The 20,308-nt window shown below is 44.2% G+C and carries 15 protein-coding genes and 3 pseudogenes; 10 read left to right on the top strand and 8 right to left on the bottom strand.

Going from position 1 to position 20,308, the window contains the following annotated elements; translation table 11 throughout:
* Positions 1-299: 299 nt before the first annotated feature.
* The 7 genes and pseudogenes from cysE to TT11_RS14045 form a co-directional block, all read right to left on the bottom strand.
* A pseudogene (gene cysE, locus TT11_RS14075) lies at positions 300-1,104 on the bottom strand (serine O-acetyltransferase).
* Positions 1,105-1,332: 228 nt separating this feature from the next.
* Positions 1,333-2,214, bottom strand: coding sequence for an RNA methyltransferase (locus TT11_RS14070; protein WP_261870901.1), 882 nt, complete (start codon positions 2,212-2,214; stop codon positions 1,333-1,335).
* Positions 2,214-2,594, bottom strand: a complete 381-nt coding sequence (locus tag TT11_RS14065; RefSeq protein ID WP_261870900.1) for an Hpt domain-containing protein — start codon at positions 2,592-2,594, stop codon at positions 2,214-2,216. The genes TT11_RS14070 and TT11_RS14065 overlap by 1 nt, the downstream gene beginning before the upstream one ends.
* 72 nt (positions 2,595-2,666) lie before the next feature.
* Positions 2,667-6,384, bottom strand: a pseudogene (gene dnaE, locus TT11_RS14060) (DNA polymerase III subunit alpha).
* A 294-nt stretch (positions 6,385-6,678) separates the two neighbouring features.
* Complete coding sequence (locus TT11_RS14055) at positions 6,679-7,551, bottom strand: gamma-glutamyltransferase (protein WP_261870899.1); 873 nt, start codon at positions 7,549-7,551, stop codon at positions 6,679-6,681.
* Complete coding sequence (locus tag TT11_RS14050; protein WP_261870898.1) at positions 7,506-7,799, bottom strand: gamma-glutamyltransferase family protein; 294 nt, start codon at positions 7,797-7,799, stop codon at positions 7,506-7,508. The genes TT11_RS14055 and TT11_RS14050 overlap by 46 nt, the downstream gene beginning before the upstream one ends.
* Positions 7,789-8,273 (bottom strand): annotated as a pseudogene (locus TT11_RS14045) (gamma-glutamyltransferase). The gene TT11_RS14050 and the pseudogene TT11_RS14045 overlap by 11 nt, the downstream one beginning before the upstream one ends.
* Here TT11_RS14045 and TT11_RS14040 point away from each other — a divergent pair.
* The 3 genes from TT11_RS14040 (at position 8,259) to TT11_RS14030 (ending at position 12,798) form a co-directional block, all read left to right on the top strand.
* Complete coding sequence (locus tag TT11_RS14040; protein ID WP_261870897.1) at positions 8,259-8,591, top strand: hypothetical protein; 333 nt, start codon at positions 8,259-8,261, stop codon at positions 8,589-8,591. The pseudogene TT11_RS14045 and the gene TT11_RS14040 sit on opposite strands and share 15 nt — an antisense overlap.
* Before the next feature lie 374 nt (positions 8,592-8,965).
* A complete protein-coding gene (locus tag TT11_RS14035) occupies positions 8,966-11,023 on the top strand; it encodes a hypothetical protein (protein ID WP_261870896.1) in 2,058 nt (685 codons plus the stop codon).
* 170 nt (positions 11,024-11,193) lie between these two features.
* A complete protein-coding gene (locus TT11_RS14030) occupies positions 11,194-12,798 on the top strand; it encodes a hypothetical protein (protein WP_261870895.1) in 1,605 nt (534 codons plus the stop codon).
* A 513-nt stretch (positions 12,799-13,311) separates the two neighbouring features.
* Here TT11_RS14030 and TT11_RS14025 read toward each other — a convergent pair.
* A complete protein-coding gene (locus TT11_RS14025) occupies positions 13,312-13,824 on the bottom strand; it encodes a Spy/CpxP family protein refolding chaperone (RefSeq protein ID WP_160021823.1) in 513 nt (170 codons plus the stop codon).
* A gap of 278 nt (positions 13,825-14,102) precedes the next feature.
* Here TT11_RS14025 and TT11_RS14020 point away from each other — a divergent pair, with 278 nt between their 5' ends.
* The 7 genes from TT11_RS14020 to TT11_RS13990 all read left to right on the top strand — a co-directional run bounded on the left by TT11_RS14020 (position 14,103) and on the right by TT11_RS13990 (position 20,305).
* Positions 14,103-14,789 carry a response regulator gene (locus tag TT11_RS14020; RefSeq protein ID WP_261870894.1) on the top strand — a complete coding sequence of 229 codons (687 nt, stop codon included), beginning with the start codon at positions 14,103-14,105 and terminating at the stop codon, positions 14,787-14,789.
* Positions 14,790-14,866: 77 nt separating this feature from the next.
* A complete protein-coding gene (locus TT11_RS14015) occupies positions 14,867-15,031 on the top strand; it encodes a hypothetical protein (protein ID WP_261870893.1) in 165 nt (54 codons plus the stop codon).
* Positions 15,032-15,050: 19 nt separating this feature from the next.
* A complete protein-coding gene (locus TT11_RS14010) occupies positions 15,051-16,049 on the top strand; it encodes a histidine kinase dimerization/phospho-acceptor domain-containing protein (RefSeq protein ID WP_261870892.1) in 999 nt (332 codons plus the stop codon).
* Positions 16,022-16,438, top strand: a complete 417-nt coding sequence (locus tag TT11_RS14005; RefSeq protein WP_261870914.1) for an ATP-binding protein — start codon at positions 16,022-16,024, stop codon at positions 16,436-16,438. The genes TT11_RS14010 and TT11_RS14005 overlap by 28 nt, the downstream gene beginning before the upstream one ends.
* Before the next feature lie 432 nt (positions 16,439-16,870).
* Positions 16,871-17,290, top strand: coding sequence for an ESPR domain-containing protein (locus TT11_RS14000; RefSeq protein ID WP_261870891.1), 420 nt, complete (start codon positions 16,871-16,873; stop codon positions 17,288-17,290).
* Positions 17,291-17,304: 14 nt separating this feature from the next.
* The gene (locus tag TT11_RS13995; RefSeq protein WP_261870890.1) at positions 17,305-19,479 is read left to right on the top strand and encodes a hypothetical protein; all 2,175 of its coding nucleotides are present in this window, start codon (positions 17,305-17,307) and stop codon (positions 19,477-19,479) included.
* The gene (locus TT11_RS13990; protein ID WP_261870889.1) at positions 19,463-20,305 is read left to right on the top strand and encodes a hypothetical protein; all 843 of its coding nucleotides are present in this window, start codon (positions 19,463-19,465) and stop codon (positions 20,303-20,305) included. The genes TT11_RS13995 and TT11_RS13990 overlap by 17 nt, the downstream gene beginning before the upstream one ends.
* The last annotated feature ends 3 nt before the right edge of the window (positions 20,306-20,308 follow it).

Genomic DNA, 20,308 nt, shown 5'->3' with positions numbered 1-20,308 from the left:
ATCACGCGCTACTAGCTCGTGCTGTCTACTCTGAGATGAAAAGCAACGACTCGCAAGATTGACATTTTCTAGAGAGTTAAGCAGGATTGATAGAATCTACCATGTATGCGGACATGGTAGATTCTATCCAATCCTGATTTAATTTCATTGTTTCTTCACTAAAATCTATATAAGCATTTGTTATCAGTCTATACGGCAATAGTACTGCCTACATTTAACGACTGTCTTAGCGATTTTTCTCATTATCTACGTCATTGATATCAGCACGACCAATCACATCTAAGTCCTCTAGACACAGCTTATCGTATTTTTTTCTTGCAGAAGCTAGGGTCGATATCGCACATTGCTGACTGCAATTGATCGAGACGATTTTCTGATTGCTGAATGTGCTCAAGCATTTTAGCAAATGCTTCTGCGACAGGGTCTTGCGAATAGGGATCGATACCATAAGCGCGGAAGGTATTGGTACGTTTCGCGGTAGGGGTGGTATCAGCTGTTTGATCTTCGCTGCTGTCACCTGCTTTCGCAATTTTCTCTTGCTGCTTGGCATCTTGTACCTTAGTCGTAAGCGGGTTGCCTTTTTCATCATGATAATCTGAGATCATACGAGCCGCACTACCGACCATCGTTGCACCTGCTGGTACCGGTTTGACCACCACTGCATTTGAGCCAATTTTGGCATTTTTACCGACAGTGAATGGCCCCAGTACTTTGGCCCCAGCGCCGACTGTTACACCATCTTCTAGTGTTGGATGTCGCTTGCCATTGTTCCAAGACACCCCGCCTAAAGTGACACCGTGGTATAAGGTCACATCGTTCCCAATCTCAGCGGTCTCACCGATAACGACACCGACACCGTGATCGATAAAAAAAGCGCTTACCAATCTTGGCAGCAGGGTGAATCTCGATACCGGTAATAATACGTGAGCCGTATGAGATGACGCGAGCGGCTAGTTTCTGTTCATTGTTCCAAAGGCAGTGTGCACCGCGATGCAAAACAAGCGCATGTATGCCCGGATAAGTTAGGATCACTTCCAGACTATTACGCGCTGCAGGGTCTCGGGTGAATACTGCATCAATATCTTCTTTCAAATCATTCTTGATAGTAACAAGTGATTTGAATAATTTGGATGGCAATGACATAAAGCGTCCTATCTATTCGTCGGTAGAGTGTCGTTGCGAAAACAGCGATGCCTCTAATCTGTGGTCATAAAGTTCGGATAATCAGGAATATATATTTTCGCTAAGCTTCTGCAAGTTATAACAGCTTTATACCGCAAAATATAGTAAAAAGCTGTCAAATAAAGGCAAGCTGATAAACAATGGCTTGTTTTAGTCTTTTGATAGTTTTGCAATCAAAGCGCTTAATAGCTGATACTCTTTTTGATCAAGCTGTAGGCGTGACCCAAGTCTAGACAAGCGTGATGGCAATGACTTTAAATGTTCGCTATTTGCCAGACCACGCTGCACCATAAGGTCAGTGGTGCGCTGAGTGAGCTGTTGCAGCTGCTGCTGATTAATAGCAGGCTCATCCCATTGCTGACGCAAATTCACATTGATTGTCGATTGAGCGTCTGTGCTTGTATCCGAATCTAAATTATCAGCTGTCTGAGTATGCGTTTGAGCATAAGCAAAAATAAAGCTGGCGATGACTTGCACCGCTGATGCGACATTTAGCACAGGGTAAACAGGATTGGCGTCAATTTGAATATGATAATCGGCATAAGCCAATTCTTCATTGGTCAATCCACGGTCTTCACGTCCAAACAGTATAGCAATATTTGGTTTGTTAGAAGTCGCAGCAGATGAGGTATCAGCATTACTATCGTCTACACTTAGAGCTGCCTGTGCATCGATAAAGTCGAACATAATCTTAGCGGCTTGCGTAGGTGTCACGACAGGGCGAGGTAAGTGACGGCTACGACTGCTAGCGGCAAACACCAACTGACAGCCAGAGATAGCAGACTCTAAAGTAGGTGCAATCAAAGCTGACGATAATAGTTCACTGCCACCCGCTGCATGAGACACACTGGTTTCGTCAATCGGTAATTTGGGATCGACCACCGTTAAGTGAGACAAGCCCATGGTATACATCGCACGGGCAGCCGAACCAATATTGGCAGGCAAAGTTGTATTGACCATGACTACTTGCAAGCAATCAAGGTAGTCGTTCACTGTGCGTGATGATATTGCTAATGAAGCGTCGTTACTCATTATTGTCCCAGTCTCTGATTGATTTCTTGTTCAGCACGGTGTAATGCAATGGCAATATCTTCGATCAGGACGGCTTGCTCATTGATACGGCGCTCACGGCAGTATTCTTGTAACTGGCTGCTAAGACGGACTAATTGAGTCGTACCTAAGTTGGCGCTGGCACCTTTTAGAGCATGAGCAGTTTCAAAGCCATTGGCGTTATCGTCTTTTTGATGAGCAATTCGCAGCGCTGCAACTCTTTGCTTACTATCAGCAAAATATACTTGTATCAAATCAACAAAGTCTTCTTCGAGCAGGTCACGCATGTCCTCGAACTGTTCATGATTGATAATTTCTTCATCAGTTTGTCCGAGCATATTATTATTTGTAGTGTCATCCATGGTGGTTGTCCAATTTATAAAAGTTAAAGCAATAAGATTACTATAATGAATTTTTAAAACGTAATGTACGTCTTAGCTGTAATGGAAATGTAAGTTCTCTTCACTGACCAAAGTCTTTAATGTCTGCAAGTTGTCGTCATTTGGGTAAACGCGCCAGTGCTCAGACAGCCCGACATTTGCGATGCCATAGACTTCATAAATGCTTAGTCCAAGTGGCAGACAATTATCATTGATAGAAGCGTCAGTATTACTCAGGGCATTATTGGCATAACTGGCTGACATACCGTTTTGATTGGCCGCGTCATGGTTCATGTCGCTCTCTAATGCCAATAAATCATTACCGTTCTCATCATACAAGCTGCCACCCATTGCAGGGTCGTAGACGTTACTACCGCTGCCACCTTGCTCGTCTTGCTCTTGGTTATAAGCCAGACGCGGCTCAGGAATAATGTCAGCTTGGGCTGATTTAAGTAGTGGTTGTAGACGTGTGAGCAAATTAATATCACTACCGTGAACTTTGATACTGATTTTTTTGAGCCAACGTAGTCTGGCATCTACCATGCTCATGGCACTATCAAGACGTGCAAATAAGCGCCCATCACGCTCACGGATGCTGCCTTTGATGATGACGACTTCATCGATTTTCAACTGCTCTTTGACACGATTAAAACGCTCAGCATAGCAGCTGACCTCGAGTCTCGATGTACCATCATCTAAAGTAATCACGTTGCGATTACCAAAGTTGGCAATATCTATGATAAGCCTGAAAAATAGCAGCTGCCGTTATAACCAGTATCGGTTAACTTGTCGAGACGCGCACCAGAGGTATAGCGTTTCAACTCATCCAAATACTCATTGATTGGATGTCCCGTTAAGTACAGTCCCAAGGTGTTCTTTTCCGCTTTTAGACGGTGCTTGTCACCCCAGATGAGTTCTGGCGTCATCACTAACGGCGGCGCTGCGACCACACCGTCCATTTCACCAAACAAATCCATCATACCGATTTCGCGGTTTTGACGGTCTTGCTCAGCGGCCTGCACTGCGCTTGGCAATTGACTCATCAAGGCACCGCGAATCTCGTAAGCTTCATCGGCTGGTAAATCAGGTCGTAGCGTGGCGGCAAAGTCATCAAAACAGCCAGCACTGACCAACGCTTCAAGTGTGCGTTTATTGACTTTTTTGATATCCACACGGCGACAGAAGTCATACAAGTCCTTAAAAGGACCATCCGTGCGACGTGCATCTACGATAGACTCTACCGCGCCTTCACCCACGCCTTTAATTGCGCCAAGACCATAGATGATATTAGTCGGAGTATCGGCAACGAAATGCCACTCACTGCGATTGACTGAAGGATTGACTACGGTCAACCCAAAGTTTTCACGGCAATCATTGATAAAGAACACGACATTGTCGGTGTTGTTCATATCAGAAGTTAAGACCGCTGCCATAAATTCGGCAGGGTAGTATTGTTTTAGATAGGCTGTTTGATAAGCCAATACCCCGTAAGCCGCAGAATGAGAGCGGTTAAAACCGTAACCTGCGAACTTTTCCATCAAGTCAAATACACCGCCTGACGTGACCTCATCGATACCTTGTGAGGTGGCACCAGTGACAAAAATATCGCGCTGCTTTGCCATCTCTTCAGGTTTCTTTTTACCCATCGCACGGCGTAGCATATCAGCACCGCCCAAACTATAGCCTGCCATCACCTGCGAGATTTGCATTACCTGTTCTTGATAGACAATAACGCCATTAGTGTTTTCTAAAATCGGCTCAAGATTGGGATGGTCATAAATGACTTCCTCGCGACCATGCTTACGGTCGATATACATCTCTACCATGCCTGCATCGAGTGGGCCGGGACGATACAGCGCACACATGGCGATGACATCTTCGATATTGGTCGGTTGCAGTTTAGCCAGATATTTTTTCATGCCCGTACTTTCTAGCTGAAAGACCGCCGTGGTTTTGGCATCTTGCAGCAGCTTATAGGCTTTGCTGTCATCTAACGGCAAATCTTCTAAAACTAAGGCAGGTACGTTTTCTTTTGCACGGCGCAAATTGATATTTTCAACCGCCGCGTTGATGACGGTTAAGTTACGTAAACCCAAAAAGTCAAACTTCACCAAACCAACAGCTTCTACATCGTCTTTATCAAACTGGCTGACACGGTGACCTTCATCATCACAGTAAATGGCGCTAAAGTCAGTGATCTTGTGCGGAGCAATCAATACACCACCAGCATGTTTACCGACATTTCGGCAGACGCCTTCCAGCTTAATCGCCATCTCCCAAATCTCAATGGCATCTTCATAATCCATATTATCGGGATTAGAGATCAAGTCTTTGAGCTGTGGCTCTTGCTCAAGCGCTTGGCTCAGTGTGATGCCAGGCGTTTTTGGAATCAGCTTGGATATTTTATTGGCTAAAAAGTACGATTTGCTTTGTACGCGTGCCACATCACGCACAACCGCTTTTGCGGCCATAGTACCAAAGGTAATAATCTGCGATACGGCATCACGACCATAGGTTTGCGCGACATAATCAATGACGCGGTCACGACCTTCGATACAAAAGTCGATATCGAAATCGGGCATCGATACACGCTCAGGGTTCAAGAAGCGCTCGAACAGTAGATCGTAATGAATCGGGTCAAGGTCGGTAATGTTTAATGCGTATGCGACCAACGAACCTGCACCAGAACCACGTCCAGGGCCTACTGGGACGCCATTGGCTTTTGCCCAACGGATAAAGTCCATGACGATTAGGAAGTAACCGGGGAAGCCCATGGATAGAATAATATCTAACTCATATGCGAGGCGTTCATCGTATCTCTGACGGAAGTCGTTCCAATTATCCGTACGTGCTTCGACAGGAAACAGCTTATCTAAGCGCTGCTCAAGACCGCGTTGTGACTCGGCACGGAAAAACGATTCAATCGTCTCGCCTTCAGGCACAGGAAAATCAGGTAGGACGTTAATACCAAGCGTTAAGGTGACATTGCAGCGTGTAGCGAGGCGCAAGGTATTGTCAATGACCTGCGGAATATCAGCAAATAATTGCTCCATCTGAGCTTGTGTTTTTAGATACTGCTCATCCGAGTAAGTCTGCGGACGGTTTGGGTCAGCAAGAACATAAGAGCCTGCAATACAAACGCGGGCTTCATGAGCATCAAAATCATCCTGCTCTAAGAAACGCACGTCATTATGCGCAATGATAGGGATGTTGTGTTTGGCACCTGAATGGATGGCTGCTCTAATAAAAGCATCTTCGCCTGAACGATTGGTACGCTTGATCGCAAAGTATAAACGATCATCAAATTTTGCCTGCCATTCAGTAAGTAGTTCATCGGCTTTTTCTGGCATCGAGCGACCAATGCTTGACCCACGTCTGACTTTTCGGTGAGCAGTACAATCACACCTGCTGCATGCTCTAAGATATGACTGCGCTTGATAACTGGCGTGCCATGATTGACAGGATCAGCGCGACCTTCGGTAAATCCAAGCGATACAATACGGGTAATGTTTTGATACCCTTCGTTATTCATCGCAAGTAGGGTGAGGCGTGTGTCTTCATTATCCATGATGACTTCACTGCCAATGATAGGCTTGATACCCGCACCTAAGCAGGCACGATAAAACTTTACCGTGGCATATAAATTGGACAAATCGGTCAATGCCAACGCGCGCTGATTATCAGCCGCAGCAGCTTTTACCAGCGGTTTAATACGCACGATAGAATCGGTGATGGAATATTCGCTGTGAATGCCAAGATGTACAAATGCCATAGAAGACTCTTACTGGTACGATCAAAGAAATAAGCTACCGATAAAATAACTGATGATTATCAATCAATTATACTGATATCTAGAGGCCGATAAGACCTCGATAGCCATATTGATACGTTTTAAATGGGGTCGTCAATAATAGCATTATTTGCCGCAGACAGCCACAGGTTCAAAGGGTTTAATCTGCGTAAGTTAAGTCATTAAGATGTAAAAACTCGGTTATAGACAACAGCAAAAAGCCCCCAATACAACGAGGTATAGAGGGCTATGTAATTGATAATTAAAGTCAGTTTCTTAGTAACCAACCACCGCTGCATCGACAATACGTGGATCAGACGATCCATAAATACCGTTTGGTGTGAGCATGATCGATTGCGTAGATCCCATCGCGGATTTTGGACTGACCGTGTGTCCCATTGACTCAAGCTTTTTGACAGTGTCGACATTCAGTGCTCTTTCGACTCGAATCTCATCAGGTAACCATTGATCGTGGATACGCGGCGCATGTGTTGCCTCAGCGATATTCATATCATGGTCGATGACGTTGGAGATAATCTGAGTGACAGTCGTGATGATACGGCTACCACCTGGGCTACCAGTAACGATGTAAGGTTTGCTGTCTTTGAATACGAGCGTCGGACTCATAGAAGACAGTGGACGCTTATTGGCTTCCACAGCATTGGCATCGCCACCAAGTAAGCCGTAGCCGTTTGGTACGCCCGGTTTGGCAGAGAAATCATCCATTTCATTATTGAGCAGAATGCCTGTACCATCCGCAATGAGACCAGTACCATAAGAGAAGTTTAACGTATAGGTGTTGGCTATCGCATTGCCATCTTTATCAACGATAGAGAAATGCGTGGTCTGATCACTCTCGTACGGCAGAGGGTTGTTAGCTTTGATAGTGGCTGCTGGCGTGGCTTTATTGGGATCAATCAACGTACGCAGTTTGTCCGCATAGGCTTGTGAGGTTAAGCCGCTGGCAGGTACATCGATAAAGTCGGCATCTCCCAGATACTCAGCTCGATCTGCATAAGCCAACTGCATCGCTTCCGCCATTAGATGAATAGTCTGTGCGCTGTTTTGTCCGTAGTCTTTGAGTGGATAGCCTTCTAAGATATTCAAAATTTGCACGATGTGAATACCACCAGAAGAGGGCGGCGGCATAGAGACAATCTCATAGCACGGTAGTCGCCTTTGACAGGTTCGCGAGCGATGGCTTGATAATTGGCCAAATCCTGCAGGCTCATGCTGCCGCCTGCTTCATTGACTGCTTTGACCAGTTTTTGAGCGGTCTCACCCTTATAAAATCCATCGGTACCCTGTACCGCAATCCGCTTTAACGAACGCGCAAGCTCAGGCTGCTTTAAACGTTCGCCTGGCTGATAAGCGCTGCCATCAGGCTTAAAAAACACTTTTTTTGGTACTTGGCCATTTCTGTAAGCGATCGCTCAACGCCGTGAGTGACTCTGACAAGCCAGCGGTGACTTCAATGCCGTCTTCAGCCAGTGCAATCGCTGGTGCCATAACTTGCTCGCGGCTCATCGTACCATGCTCTTCTAGTGCTTTTAGTAGTCCTGCTACTGTCCCTGGCACGCCAACTGCCAAGCCGTGATAACGAGATAAGTCGCTGACAGCATTGCCTGCTTCATCGAGGTACATATCGCGTGAGGCGCTACTTGGTGCTTTCTCACGGTAATCAAGCGCACTGTTTTGCCTTGCTTAGCATCATAAATCATCATAAAACCACCACCACCGATATTACCTGCGCGCGGCAAGGTTACTGCTAGGGCAAAACCCACTGCAACGCCAGCATCTACCGCATTACCGCCGTCCTTTAGAATCTGTAAACCAATGTCAGAGGCAAGCGCTTCTTGGGTAGCGACCATGCCGTTCTTTGCCCAAACTGGATGATGAATGGCGTCTTCAGAGTAAATAGCTTGGTCGCTATTCGCATCGTTCGATGTGGTGTTAAGTGTATTAAGTTTCGCTCGCGTGATGCGCTTGGTTTCAGAGAGTATCGTTGGACTATCAGCATGATAGCCAAGTTTATGGCACTGGTATTGATTGATGTGTTGTTGACCGTAGCGTTACTTGTTGAGTTCGTTGGCTCTACGGCCTGTGCGGATATAGATAGCAGTAGCGTACTGGTAATGAGCACGACGCTAGATTTGAGTAAGGTATTGATTTTTGGTTTACGCTGCTGAGCGGTTCGATAGTGGCGAGATAACAACTGTGACATCGCAAAGTCCTTTTTACGCGAGTGGAGAGAATAGATCTAGGAAATAGATAAGCCTAAATAGTAACGAAAATATGAAATAGTAGAAAGTTGTTTATTATCTTTTGTGGTGTACGCTTTTATAGCGCTTAGCTGTATCAACTGTATTTTAAATAAATGAGGCTAATTTTCAAGTAAATGAAGCTACTGATAAGACAGCAGTTATACAGAGAAAATTATTTATTAATGAAGGAGTTCTTTAAAAATATTCGCTAATATTACTAAGTTGTAACGTCTTGTGATATAAATAACGGTACCACTATACACTCATTATCGACTGTCTATTCATACAAAGAGATTACTATGTCATCACACCATATTAATAACCGCAATCGACAGCGCTACTCTGAGACTGCGCCTGCTTATTTATCTAACACTGATCATAAAAACTATAATGGTAAAAATAATAACGGTCATCTATATCCAGCCGGTAAATTGACTTCTATCGCCTTGATGGTTGGTAGTGCTTCACTTGTACTCGCAGGTTGCCAATCGACTCCAGCCAGCTCAACTTCCAATCTGTCGTCGAATAGCAGCGCCTCTAGTACCATGATGGACTTTAGCGTCGCCGATGCCGCGCAGAGCCAACGTCAGGGTCAAGCTTTTACTGCCAGTCAAAACACTCAGGCCGCGCGTTATGAGCAGCTGTTTAATCAAGAGAAGTATCCAAATACCGAAAACCAAGCCAAATCACACTTGCTAGCAGCCATTCGTCAACACTTGGCGACCGAGCATGTCGCAGTCGCCACAGCCAACTATCGCTCAGCACCCTTCATTGACCCAAATAGTATTGACGCAGGATCAAGTAGCTTGCTCAGAACGATTATAGAAACCTATGCGTATCAGCCTGAGGGTATGTATGATAGTAGCGATGATGAGGCGCAAGCTGAGGCTAGAGCAGAAGTAGCAGCGGTAGGTGTAGAGTCGAATAGATGCAATGAAAACGAAGATGATGACGCTTATGAAGTCTGTGTGGTAGAGGATATTAACTACAATTATGATGACGCAAAAAATTCGATAGAGTCCGACTATCCTAGTGATTATGATAAGTCTAGAGCAGAAGCTGAAGCAGAGAGAAGAGCCATTGCTGCTATATTGGCTGAAGCGGGGGAGAATGAGCCGACGAGCAGTGATACCAACAGCGATAACGAGTATGCTTACGATACAGCAGATGACTATAGCAGCGATAATTACAGTAGTGACGACTATGATAATTATGATGAATACAGTAGCGGTACTGAAGGTATGCTCTCAGGGATGTCAGGGTTAAGTCCCAAATCAATGGCTGCAAAGTATGAAGCCATGCAAATGGCAAAACAGCAAGCTAAGACAGAGACGGTAAATCGTGGCAGCCTACCAGTGTCATCTACAGGCATGATTGGCAATATACTTGATATGTTCCACCGCACTCCTGAGCAAATAGCTGCATCCAATGCTTATCAGTATGAGCATTTAACGTTCAATAGTGTCAGTCAATACCGTCCCAAGCAGCGCCAACTACAAAGCGTCTATAGCTACGATTACGCCACACCAACGATTAGCTCGTCGATACAGATACCATTAGCATTTGATTTTAATAACAGCAGTGTCGTAGTAGATCCATCGGCCATCATGCCGATTGTTGCACTTGTCAACCCTGAAAATACGCCACTACCATCACAGATGACCTCGCACACGGTGAGTTTTGGTTTGTCTGAAAGTATCACGGCGCAGTTGCCACCAGCGGTGCTCTACGATGCAGTGCTCAATGCGATACAGAACAGTATGGCTGAGCTCGCGCCTGAGCATTTTAGCGCAGTAGATATCAGTGGTGACACGTTTGCCAAAGAAGTCGGTGCGACTCGTGCCGTAAAAGTCTATTTCGGTAGTCAGCAAAGCGTTGAAATGATTGGTAAGACGCTCAAATATGTGACGAAATCACTGCAAGACTATGTAGATGCCAATCCAGATAAATATCCTGATGGTGCAGCACTAAAGACAGCACTTGCTAAAGCGCAATTATACAATAAAGGTTATCAAAGCGCGGATGTCGGTTCGCTATTGCAGCTGATCGAAGCTATCGGTCCTATCTCGTTTAATCAAATCAACTACTATTACTTAGACAGCTCAGATCGACTGCTGGCCAAGCAGCAACGTGTCAATATCGGTAGTGATTTTATGGGGTCGACCACAACCATGCTAAACCAAGTACGTTACGATAAAGCCAGCTTTAACCGTCATGCCTTGACACCGCTACTTGCTGAGTCTTTTGGTTCAGACGCTACGCCTCCTATCGATGGCAATGCATGGATAGCTACGCAGCGCGCGAAAAAAAGACAGATTACAAACGGCCCGCTATGCACGCTACGACTATCAAGATAACGGTGTCGAGGGTGCTTATAGCAGTAATGAATATGGTAACGATAATGGCAATGGCGCAGACGCTGTCGATGAGAGCCGAGTTGACGATGCTCAAGATGATATGAATGAAAAATAGAAGTCAAATGACATCATCTCATTGCATTTACGCTCATATCTATTAAGGATAAAAAATGAAAACAGTACATCACACCATTGCACAACGTCTGCCATTTAAGACTAAAAACAATCTGTTAGTCACCAGCGCATTTTTGACAGGAGCGCTATTGTTAACAGGTTGCCAGTCTACCAGTTTGGGCCAGTACAATACGGTGGCTGTAAAACAAGCGCCTAGCATGGCCAAAAAAACACTAGAGACAGCACTACAAAAACAGCGTCGTCAGTCATTTAGCTACCATAGCAATCTTGAGATTGGCAATAACCAACAATTTATAGATGCCGATACTAATACTGGTACGGAGAAAATGGCAGCATCAGACTATGTAGATGAACACTGCGAAGAAGCGCATGACCAAGCGTACGCCGCTCTAATCCTGCAAGCAGAACAGCAAAACAAAGATGTTTTAGCAGTGGATTACGATACTAAGCGTGACAGCATAAGGCAGTCGTATTTTGAATGCGTAGATGCCTATCATGCATGGGATGACCATCAATACGATAGCGATGTAAAAGTAGCACCAGATTATCAAGCGCTATTTGATAATTATGAGGATAAACAAAGACCGTTAGATGTGAAGAAAGCACAGTTATTAGATGAGTATCTACTAAAGCCACTTTCTATCGACTCTCAAGGGATCTATCAACCGATGGCAGGCAAGGCTACGATGCTCGCTAGTGCGCAATATCAAGCACGTAATCATCACAGCAGTATCAACCAGCCTATTTATATGGATTTTAAAAACGGTGATATTTACTTATGGGCAGATAATTTTGCGATTCTAAACTCAGAATTATTAGACGATAAACTCGGTACAAAATGGCAAAACAAGTGGTTAAAAATAGCCATTGATGATGGTACGTTACCTAAAGGATTTGGTGGTGAAGTGATAAAAAGCCACTTTGCGGCGTTAGATGCGACTTATGATGCGGCTCCTGTCAGCCAGTTTAATTATGTGACAGCTAACTCACTTGCATCACTGTCTCCAAAGCTGCCCGCGCACCAGTTATCGGCTATGCTACCAAGCGATCAAATCATTCGCCGAGTACAACGCTTTGAGGATTATCAAGCGTCGCAACAGAAATATATGCAAATTTTCTACGATCGGATCAGTGAAAAATACCCAGAGCTGGTACAAGAACCCGAACCGATAACAGCGTTTGAGTCGATTCAAAATCCAAAGGCATTTACCAGTAAGTCTATTGTACAAAAAATACTGGCTATGATAAAAGACCAAATGAATGAGGAAGCAACGACAGGTGAAACCGTTGCCAAAACAGAAGTACAGGAACTGTACGGGTTTGATAAACGCGGTCAACTCAAGTGGGAGCACTTACGTCGTCAGTTGGACAATACTAACACTGCCGATACCGAAGCGAATAATGACAAAGGCATGAGGATAGATGTGTTGCAACAGTATTCCGCTATTAGCAATAAGGACTTAGTGTTTCCTAACCTACCAAGCAATGTGCAAACGCCGAACACTAGCAATAGCATTGATTTACGAAAGTATGCTCCAGAGCTGCTGCAATATTACCAAGATGGCAATGGCACGGCAGTAGGTAAGATGGTCTTTAACATGTTGCCGATGGTCAGAGAGCGTATTGGTTCGGTTGAGTAAATAGCGAGTTTCGTAAAAATGATTTTTCTACATTCGAATAGGATAGGTATGAAACAATATTTAGTAGGTATATTTTTTTGCTGTCATCACTTTTAGCTCTGCTCAAGCGGGATGTATTGGCAACTCATCGTTCTCCACATGTTCTGATGCTAGTGGAAATACATACACAAATAATAGAATAGGGAATACTACATATACCTCTGGCTATAATAGTAGTACAGGAAGTAGTTGGAACCAAAGTACCAATAAAATTGGTAATACTTCATATACTAATGGTACCAGTGCTGATGGTGGTTCTTGGAATAAATCTTCTCAACAGATTGGTTCTTATACTTATCATAATGGTAGTGATAGTAATGGTAATAGCTTTAACTATTCATGCAATCAATATGGATGCAACTAAAATATATAGACGATAAAAAGTAAATAAAAAAAGCGCACCTATCAACGGCGCGCTTTTTCATTTTTATACGTATACAGCTGGGTAAAATAACACTTTTCCGGAGTGGTTTATTACATACCTTGATGCTGTTTGTCATGGCCTTTACGGTCTTTTGAATGCTTGCGACCTTTTTCTTGTCTCTCTGATTTCATCTGTTCCATCTTTGCACGTTGCTCAGCAGTCAGCACTTGAGCGATGGCATGTTGGGTTTGTACACGTTCGATAAAACGTTGCTTTTCTTTTGCCGCTCTTTGATCAGCCAGACGGTTTAAAGCAGTAGTATTCAAAGTGCTGGCATTGGTCAGTGCTTGTATTTGCTGATCCATTTGCGCGCGTTCTGCTTGATGTTCTGCACGGTCAGCAGTGCGATCGCCACGTTTGTTTTGCATGATGGCTTTGATTTGCGCTTGCTGTGTCGCGGTTAAGTCCAGTTTTGACATTGGGCCTCTCATCGCGCCATCTTTGTGGTTCTTTTGCATTTGCGCAGTTGGCGTTGTATCAGTGGTGGCATTCACACTAGTGCAAGCCGTTACTGTGAATATGCTAGACGCTGCTAATACTGAGCCTAATAGTAATTTTTTCATCATAATATCCTTGATTACATTGAGTTTGATTTCATAAACACTAAATTTTTATCTCGCAAGTAGCATTTGTTTAACGTTATCGCTCGTTATGGTCAGCCATCTTAGAAATGCAATACTTGCTGTTGATAGGAGTATATTACGACAGTTAAAGGTTACGAACATTTATGAAGTATTAAGAAAGGTAACGTTTCTGGTGAATTGGCAAGTGCTTGCCTGATAATATGGGTAACTAAACGAATTAAACCAATTAATACTATCGAAAGTGAAAGGAGATAAGTGTGCCAAATATATTGATAGGCGATGACGACGAAGAGTTGACTCAGTTATTGCAAGAGTACTTGGACAATCATGGCATTCGCTGTGACTGCGTGCATGATGGTGCAGCAGTCATACAACGACTCAAGGCAGTAGCACACGAAGATACGGTTTATGATTTACTCGTACTCGATATTATGATGCCAAAATTAGATGGATTAAGTGTCTTGCGCCAATTACCAAATATTATTGATATTCCTGTCATTATGTTAACGGCGAAAGGGGAGGAGATTGATCGTATTATTGGTCTAGAGCTTGGTGCCGATGACTATATCACCAAACCTTGTAACCCTCGAGAGCTGCTGGCTCGTATCAATGCAGTGATTAAACGTACCAATACGACCGCATCAGAGCATACTCCGTTGCCAGAGAGTCGTTTGCATCTCGATCAAAACCAACGCGCCTGTCAGATAGATGGGGTGACGCTACAAGTCACGGTACAGAGTTTGATCTGCTCGTGGCCTTGCTCAAACAAAAAGGGGAGGTGGTCAGTAAAGCATGGCTGTCAGAAAATGTCTTGCAGCGTGAGTTGCAGCCCTTCGACCGTAGCTCGATGTACATGTATCTCGCTTACGCAAAAAAAACTTCAACCTTTCCACGATGAACCAATAAAAGCGGTGCGTGGAAAAGGTTATCAACTGGTGCTGTAATGACGGACATATCGATGAAAGCTTCTGAGGAGACCCTCAAAAAAATCACCTAAGTTTAAGGTGCGCATTACCTTGTTTTGGCGTATGTTTCTGAGCTATTACTAACGATTCTAATCACCTCTGTATTGTCTATCGTGGTAGAGCGCTGGCTGGCTGAAAAAGAGCTGACCTCTCGTATGGACGTACAAATCGATAGCCTATTGATAAAGCGTGAAGAGATGGTCGCGGCGCTACGCTGGTGATGTAGACTCTGTCAGGCAGATGTATCGTCAAGACCGCCAGCTGATGAATCAAATCAGAGTCTATGATGAGCAGGGCGCTATTATATTCCCGCGTTACCGTGACCAAGACGATCGTGCGCAAGGACAGTTGCAAAGTGGTCGGCGGCTAATGGATCGTGCGATACAACCGTTGCAGCAAATACCACCTAGGCCACCTAGAGTAGAGAATAACGCTTATGGTGCAGAAGGTCGCAATGCTGACAATAGACTTCGTGAACACGACAATGAAATACCGAAAATTGAGCCGTCTTTTTGGCAAAAGTTCCTAAGACCAAGAACAGCAAGTAGTGCAGCAGTAGCTGATATCGATACTCGTCCTGAACTGGCTGATATGTCTGTTGAATTACCTGATGGTCAGTCAATTATCATACAGTTGCGTCCGCACTTGCGTTTTTCAGACGTGGTAGAGCTACAGCACGGTAATTTTCCAATACGTTTGCTATTGATCGTTATCTTTAGTGTATTGGTCTGCATATGGCTCAGTCGTACGCTAACCCAGCGAATTGGCCGTGTACAACATACCGTACACCGTATGATTGATGGTAATTATCAAGCCAACCCAGAACTGTCTAAGATGGGCGATGATGAGTTGGGGCTACTTGCCAAAGACGTTGCCCATCTCTCGACCAGACTGGTTGACAGTGAGCTGGCACGTAAGCAAATGCTCAGTGATATCTCACATGAGCTGCGTTCGCCACTTGCTCGTCTGGATGTAGCGACTGAGCTGACTCGAGACTTTGCGCCCAATGCCAATCGTTATCTGGACCGTATCGATAAAGAATCTACACGAATGAATGAGCTAATTGAGCAAATCATTCATATTCAGTCTCTACAAATGCAGCAATATACCGTCGATAATTTGGAGAGTGAGGCAGTCGATATATCCGACACTATTAGTAATATCGGAGAGGATGTCTGCTTTGAATTTCAACATAAAGACGTGCATTGGCAATGGCAACCGCCTGTAGCTCAGCGCTAGATAGTTTGGAAGGATTTTGGACAGTACAAGGCAATGCTGAACAGCTGTATAGCGCGCTTGAAAATGTCATTCGTAATGCTTTTATGCACACGGCAGCGGGTTCGACAGTGATTGCTGAAATCAAAGCAATACAAATGGACAATAAGGCATCAGCTGTTCAAATTAATATAACAGATGAAGGCGGCGGTGTCGCAGAAAAAGACTTAGAACGTATTTTCCATCCCTTTGTGCGGCTCGATACTGCTCGGCATCGTGATACTGGCGGCTATGGTCTTGGATTGGCTATTGTTCACGCTGTGGTCATGGCGCATAAAGGATATATCAATGCACATAATCGCCGTGATGACGTTCAAGGCTTGGTTGTAGAAATTGTATTACCTACTAAATAGTAAGATACCTTACTGATAAATATTTTATGTAAGTGGCATGCGTTTATGATGCAGTGATGGTGCATATAAACGTATACCTGACTTACATAAAATACTGATTTTTTTAAAAATGGTCATAATTTAGTACATATATTCATAAATATAAATAAATATATTCGTTTTTATGAATATATATGCATGAACGGTATCAAAATACAGATGGACGGTATTGTCTCTCTTTATATATTCGGTAATACTAATATATAAAGAGAGTGATACATAACTTACAAAACAAAACGTCCTATTTTTTTAAACTTCAATACTAGAAATATTTGAAAAAGCTCAATCATTATAAGTTCATAATTTGTTTTATTTTACTATATCAACTCTCTTGCAAGATGGATTTTATCTCTGATTTTTTAAATCTGACAAGTCTGTAAGGGAGTACGCATCATGAACCGCATCTATAAAGTCATCTGGAATGAAGCCTTAAGTTGTTTTACCGCCGTTGGTGAATATGCGAAGGGACGTGGCAAGTCTTCCAAATCTAGTGTTAGCTCTAACGCGACTATCAACACAACATCTAATCTGTCTGCTATCAAGACGTTACGCCTGAGCGCAATAGGAATTGGGCTAATAGCGGCTGGTTTTGGCATGCAAGCAAGTGCAGTGGGCACCTACTTTGCCGGAGATGATTCAGCGCCTAAAATCTATACAAATCCATTCTACCACCAGACATTAACGGTCCAAGGTGGTGAAACAGTAATGGGCGATTCTAGTACCAAAAATATTAGCGTCACGGCTGATAGACGTGATAAATCACTGACGGTAAAGCTTGATGAAAATGTCGACTTAGGGCTGATGGCAGTCTGAAAACGGGCGATACCTTGGTCGATAACTCTGGTATTAAGATTACAGCAAGTGATCCGTTAAATAATGTGGTGCTAGGTAATAACGGTCTGAACAATGGTAACAACCAGATTACAGGCGTTGCGGATGGTTTGATTGCTCTTGGTAGTAAGGACGCGATCAATGGAGGGCAACTATCTAGCCTAGCGACCACGGTTGCCACTAATAAAACCAAGTATTACAGTGCAAATTCTATTGGCGGTGATAATGAGGACAACCTAGGCGCAACTGGACCAAACGCTATCGCCATGGGTAAAAATGCGAAAGCAATAGGTGAACAAGCTATTGCGATTGGTAGTAGTGGCAGTGGACAGGATACTAAAGCACTGGGTGAACAATCTATTGCCATTGGTGCCAATGTGGTATCAACAGGAGCATCATCTATTGCGATCGGTGGTGATGATTTAGATACTGCGTCAGAGGTTGCTGGTATTAACGAGTTATCTAATGCGTATACTAATAGCGACCTTATAGAAGATCCAAATAATCCATATGGACATACTGAGTCAGAAGGCACCGCATCTGTAGCAATTGGGGTCAAAGCAGGGTCCGAGGGTAATTTATCTACCGCTGTGGGTGTCCGTTCAAGCTCATCAGGTGATGCCTCTTCTGCCTTTGGTATGGGTTCTTCTGCAAATGCCAAAGGTTCAGTGGCACTAGGCGCAGGGTCAGCAGCTAATGTGGCAGGCGGCGAGGTAGGGTATATACCAACAGGTGCCAATACAGCCGCTACTACAGCTATCAAGAATACTCAGAGTGGCGTAGATTTCGGTGCTGTATCGGTTGGTACAGGAGAGGATGGTGGGAACCGTCAGATCATCAATGTTGCAGCAGGTAGTCAAGACAGTGACGCAGTGAACGTTGCGCAGTTAAAAGGTGGTATCTCAAGTGTCATTGATCTAGGTCTTGACTTCACAGGTGACACTGGTACGGCCACTCGTAAACTTGGCCAAACCCTGAGTATTACTGGTAGTGCAACCAGCGACCTAACGACTGCTAATATTGGTGTCGAAGCGGATGAAACGGGTGGCCTAGTTGTAAAACTAGCTGAGAAAGTCAACCTTGGCGCTGACGGTAGCGTAACTACGGGCAATACACTAGTTAATAATGACGGTCTGACCATCGCTGGTGGTCCAAGCTTTACTACTAGTGGTATAGATGCTGGTGATCAGCAAATCAAAGGGGTATTAAGCGGCGGTCTCCTCACTGATGTAAACAACGAGCTAAATGCTGCAAATATCGGTGATATAAAGACTGCCATTGGTGATGTAACGACCTTAGGTTTTGGTATCAAAGCTGCTGATAATAATGAGGTTCAGAAGAACCTAGGTCAGACGGTTGATATTATAGGCTCTAACAGCAACCTCACTACGCAAATAGACAATGGCAAAGTTGAAGTTGTGCTCAATAACAATCTAGACCTAGACACTAATGGCAGTATCAAAATGGGAAGCAGTAGCAGCTTGCCACTTGGTCTAGGGCCTGTCACTAACGTTAACCGTTTCGGTATGACAACTGGAAATGCATTGGCTGGTACTTCAATCAACCTTACAGGTGTTACGGTAGCAAGTCCGTTTGGCATTACGAATCTAAATAGCACTGGGCTTTATGTTGTTGGTGGCCCAAGCGTTACCACTAACGGTATCAATGCTGGCAATAGAAAAATTGTGAATGTTGACGACGGTAGTAATGATAAAGACGCGGTGAACTTCGGTCAACTTAAAAACTTCTCTGCTGCTGCCAGAACCAAAGTCGTCAAAGGTAGCAATGTCGACAGTGTTGACTTCTCAATCGACAGCAATACCGAACAGGATGTCTACACCGTCAATGCCAATGGTACTAGTGTCTCTAGTGGAGATGACACTGCATTGACAGTTACCGCTGGTGATAAAGGTAATGACAATATCACCAACTACAAAGTAGATTTAAGTGATAAGACTAAAACCAGCTTGAGTCATGCTGACAATGCCATACAGACACTTATTACTCAGGTCGATGGTGCTGATGATAAGACGTTAACGAAAACGGATAACAAAGCCAACTTCGCCTCAGGTGATAACATTCTACTGACTCGTGAAACAGATGGCAGTATCAAAGTTGCAACTAAAGACAACGTTGAGTTCAAAAAAAGTTACCGTGAAAGATGGTGCTGACAGCAGCGTCGTTGAGGCGACTAAAATCACGGTTGGTGGTTCAAGCCCAGTGACGATCAATGGCGCTACTGGCACAATAAATGGTTTAACCAATAAGACATGGGATGGTACCTCTATTGTTTCAGGTCAAGCAGCAACGGAAGACCAGCTAAAACTCGCTTCGACTGCATTAGTTAATAAAGGTATGAAGTTTGTTGGCAATGATGGACAAGTGATTAATAGAATGGTAGGTGAAACTCTAGGTGTCGAAGGTGGTATGACTACTGGAGCTTCTTCTGCAGCCAATATTAAAACCGTTAAGAAAGATAACGGTGCACTAGAAATTCAAATGGCTAAGAACCTAACGGATCTTGACAGCATCACCATCAATGACGGCGGTCCGATTATCAGCAGTACGAGTATTGATATGGGTTCCAACGCTGATGAAGAGGATTACCCAACCAACACAATCACGAACCTTGGAAAAGGTGTCAATGGTACTGATGCGGTGAACCTTGATCAGTTGAATGACGTGACAACGGATCTGACTGACTTAGGTTTCGACATTACTGCCGACAATGCTTCATTAGCGCCTGGTGAGACTAAAGACAAAGTCAAACTTGGTGAGACGGTCAAATACACCAGTACAGATGGCAGTATCGTCACTACAGTGGCAGATAATGAAATCGACTTTGCATTAGGCGACAACCTCAGTGTTGGTGGAGCAGATCTAGACGGTGAAGATGGTGTAGATGGCTTTATCGGTGTGAATGGTGCAGACGGTCAATCTGGCATTGCCCTTAATGGCGCTGATGGCACAATCGGGCTAACGGTCCTGCAGCGATAGATG

This window comes from Psychrobacter sp. JCM 18901, from assembly GCF_000586435.1.
Lineage (GTDB): Bacteria > Pseudomonadota > Gammaproteobacteria > Pseudomonadales > Moraxellaceae > Psychrobacter.
Note: the sequence above shows the minus strand (reverse complement) of the source record. Positions and strands in the feature narration are given on the sequence as shown.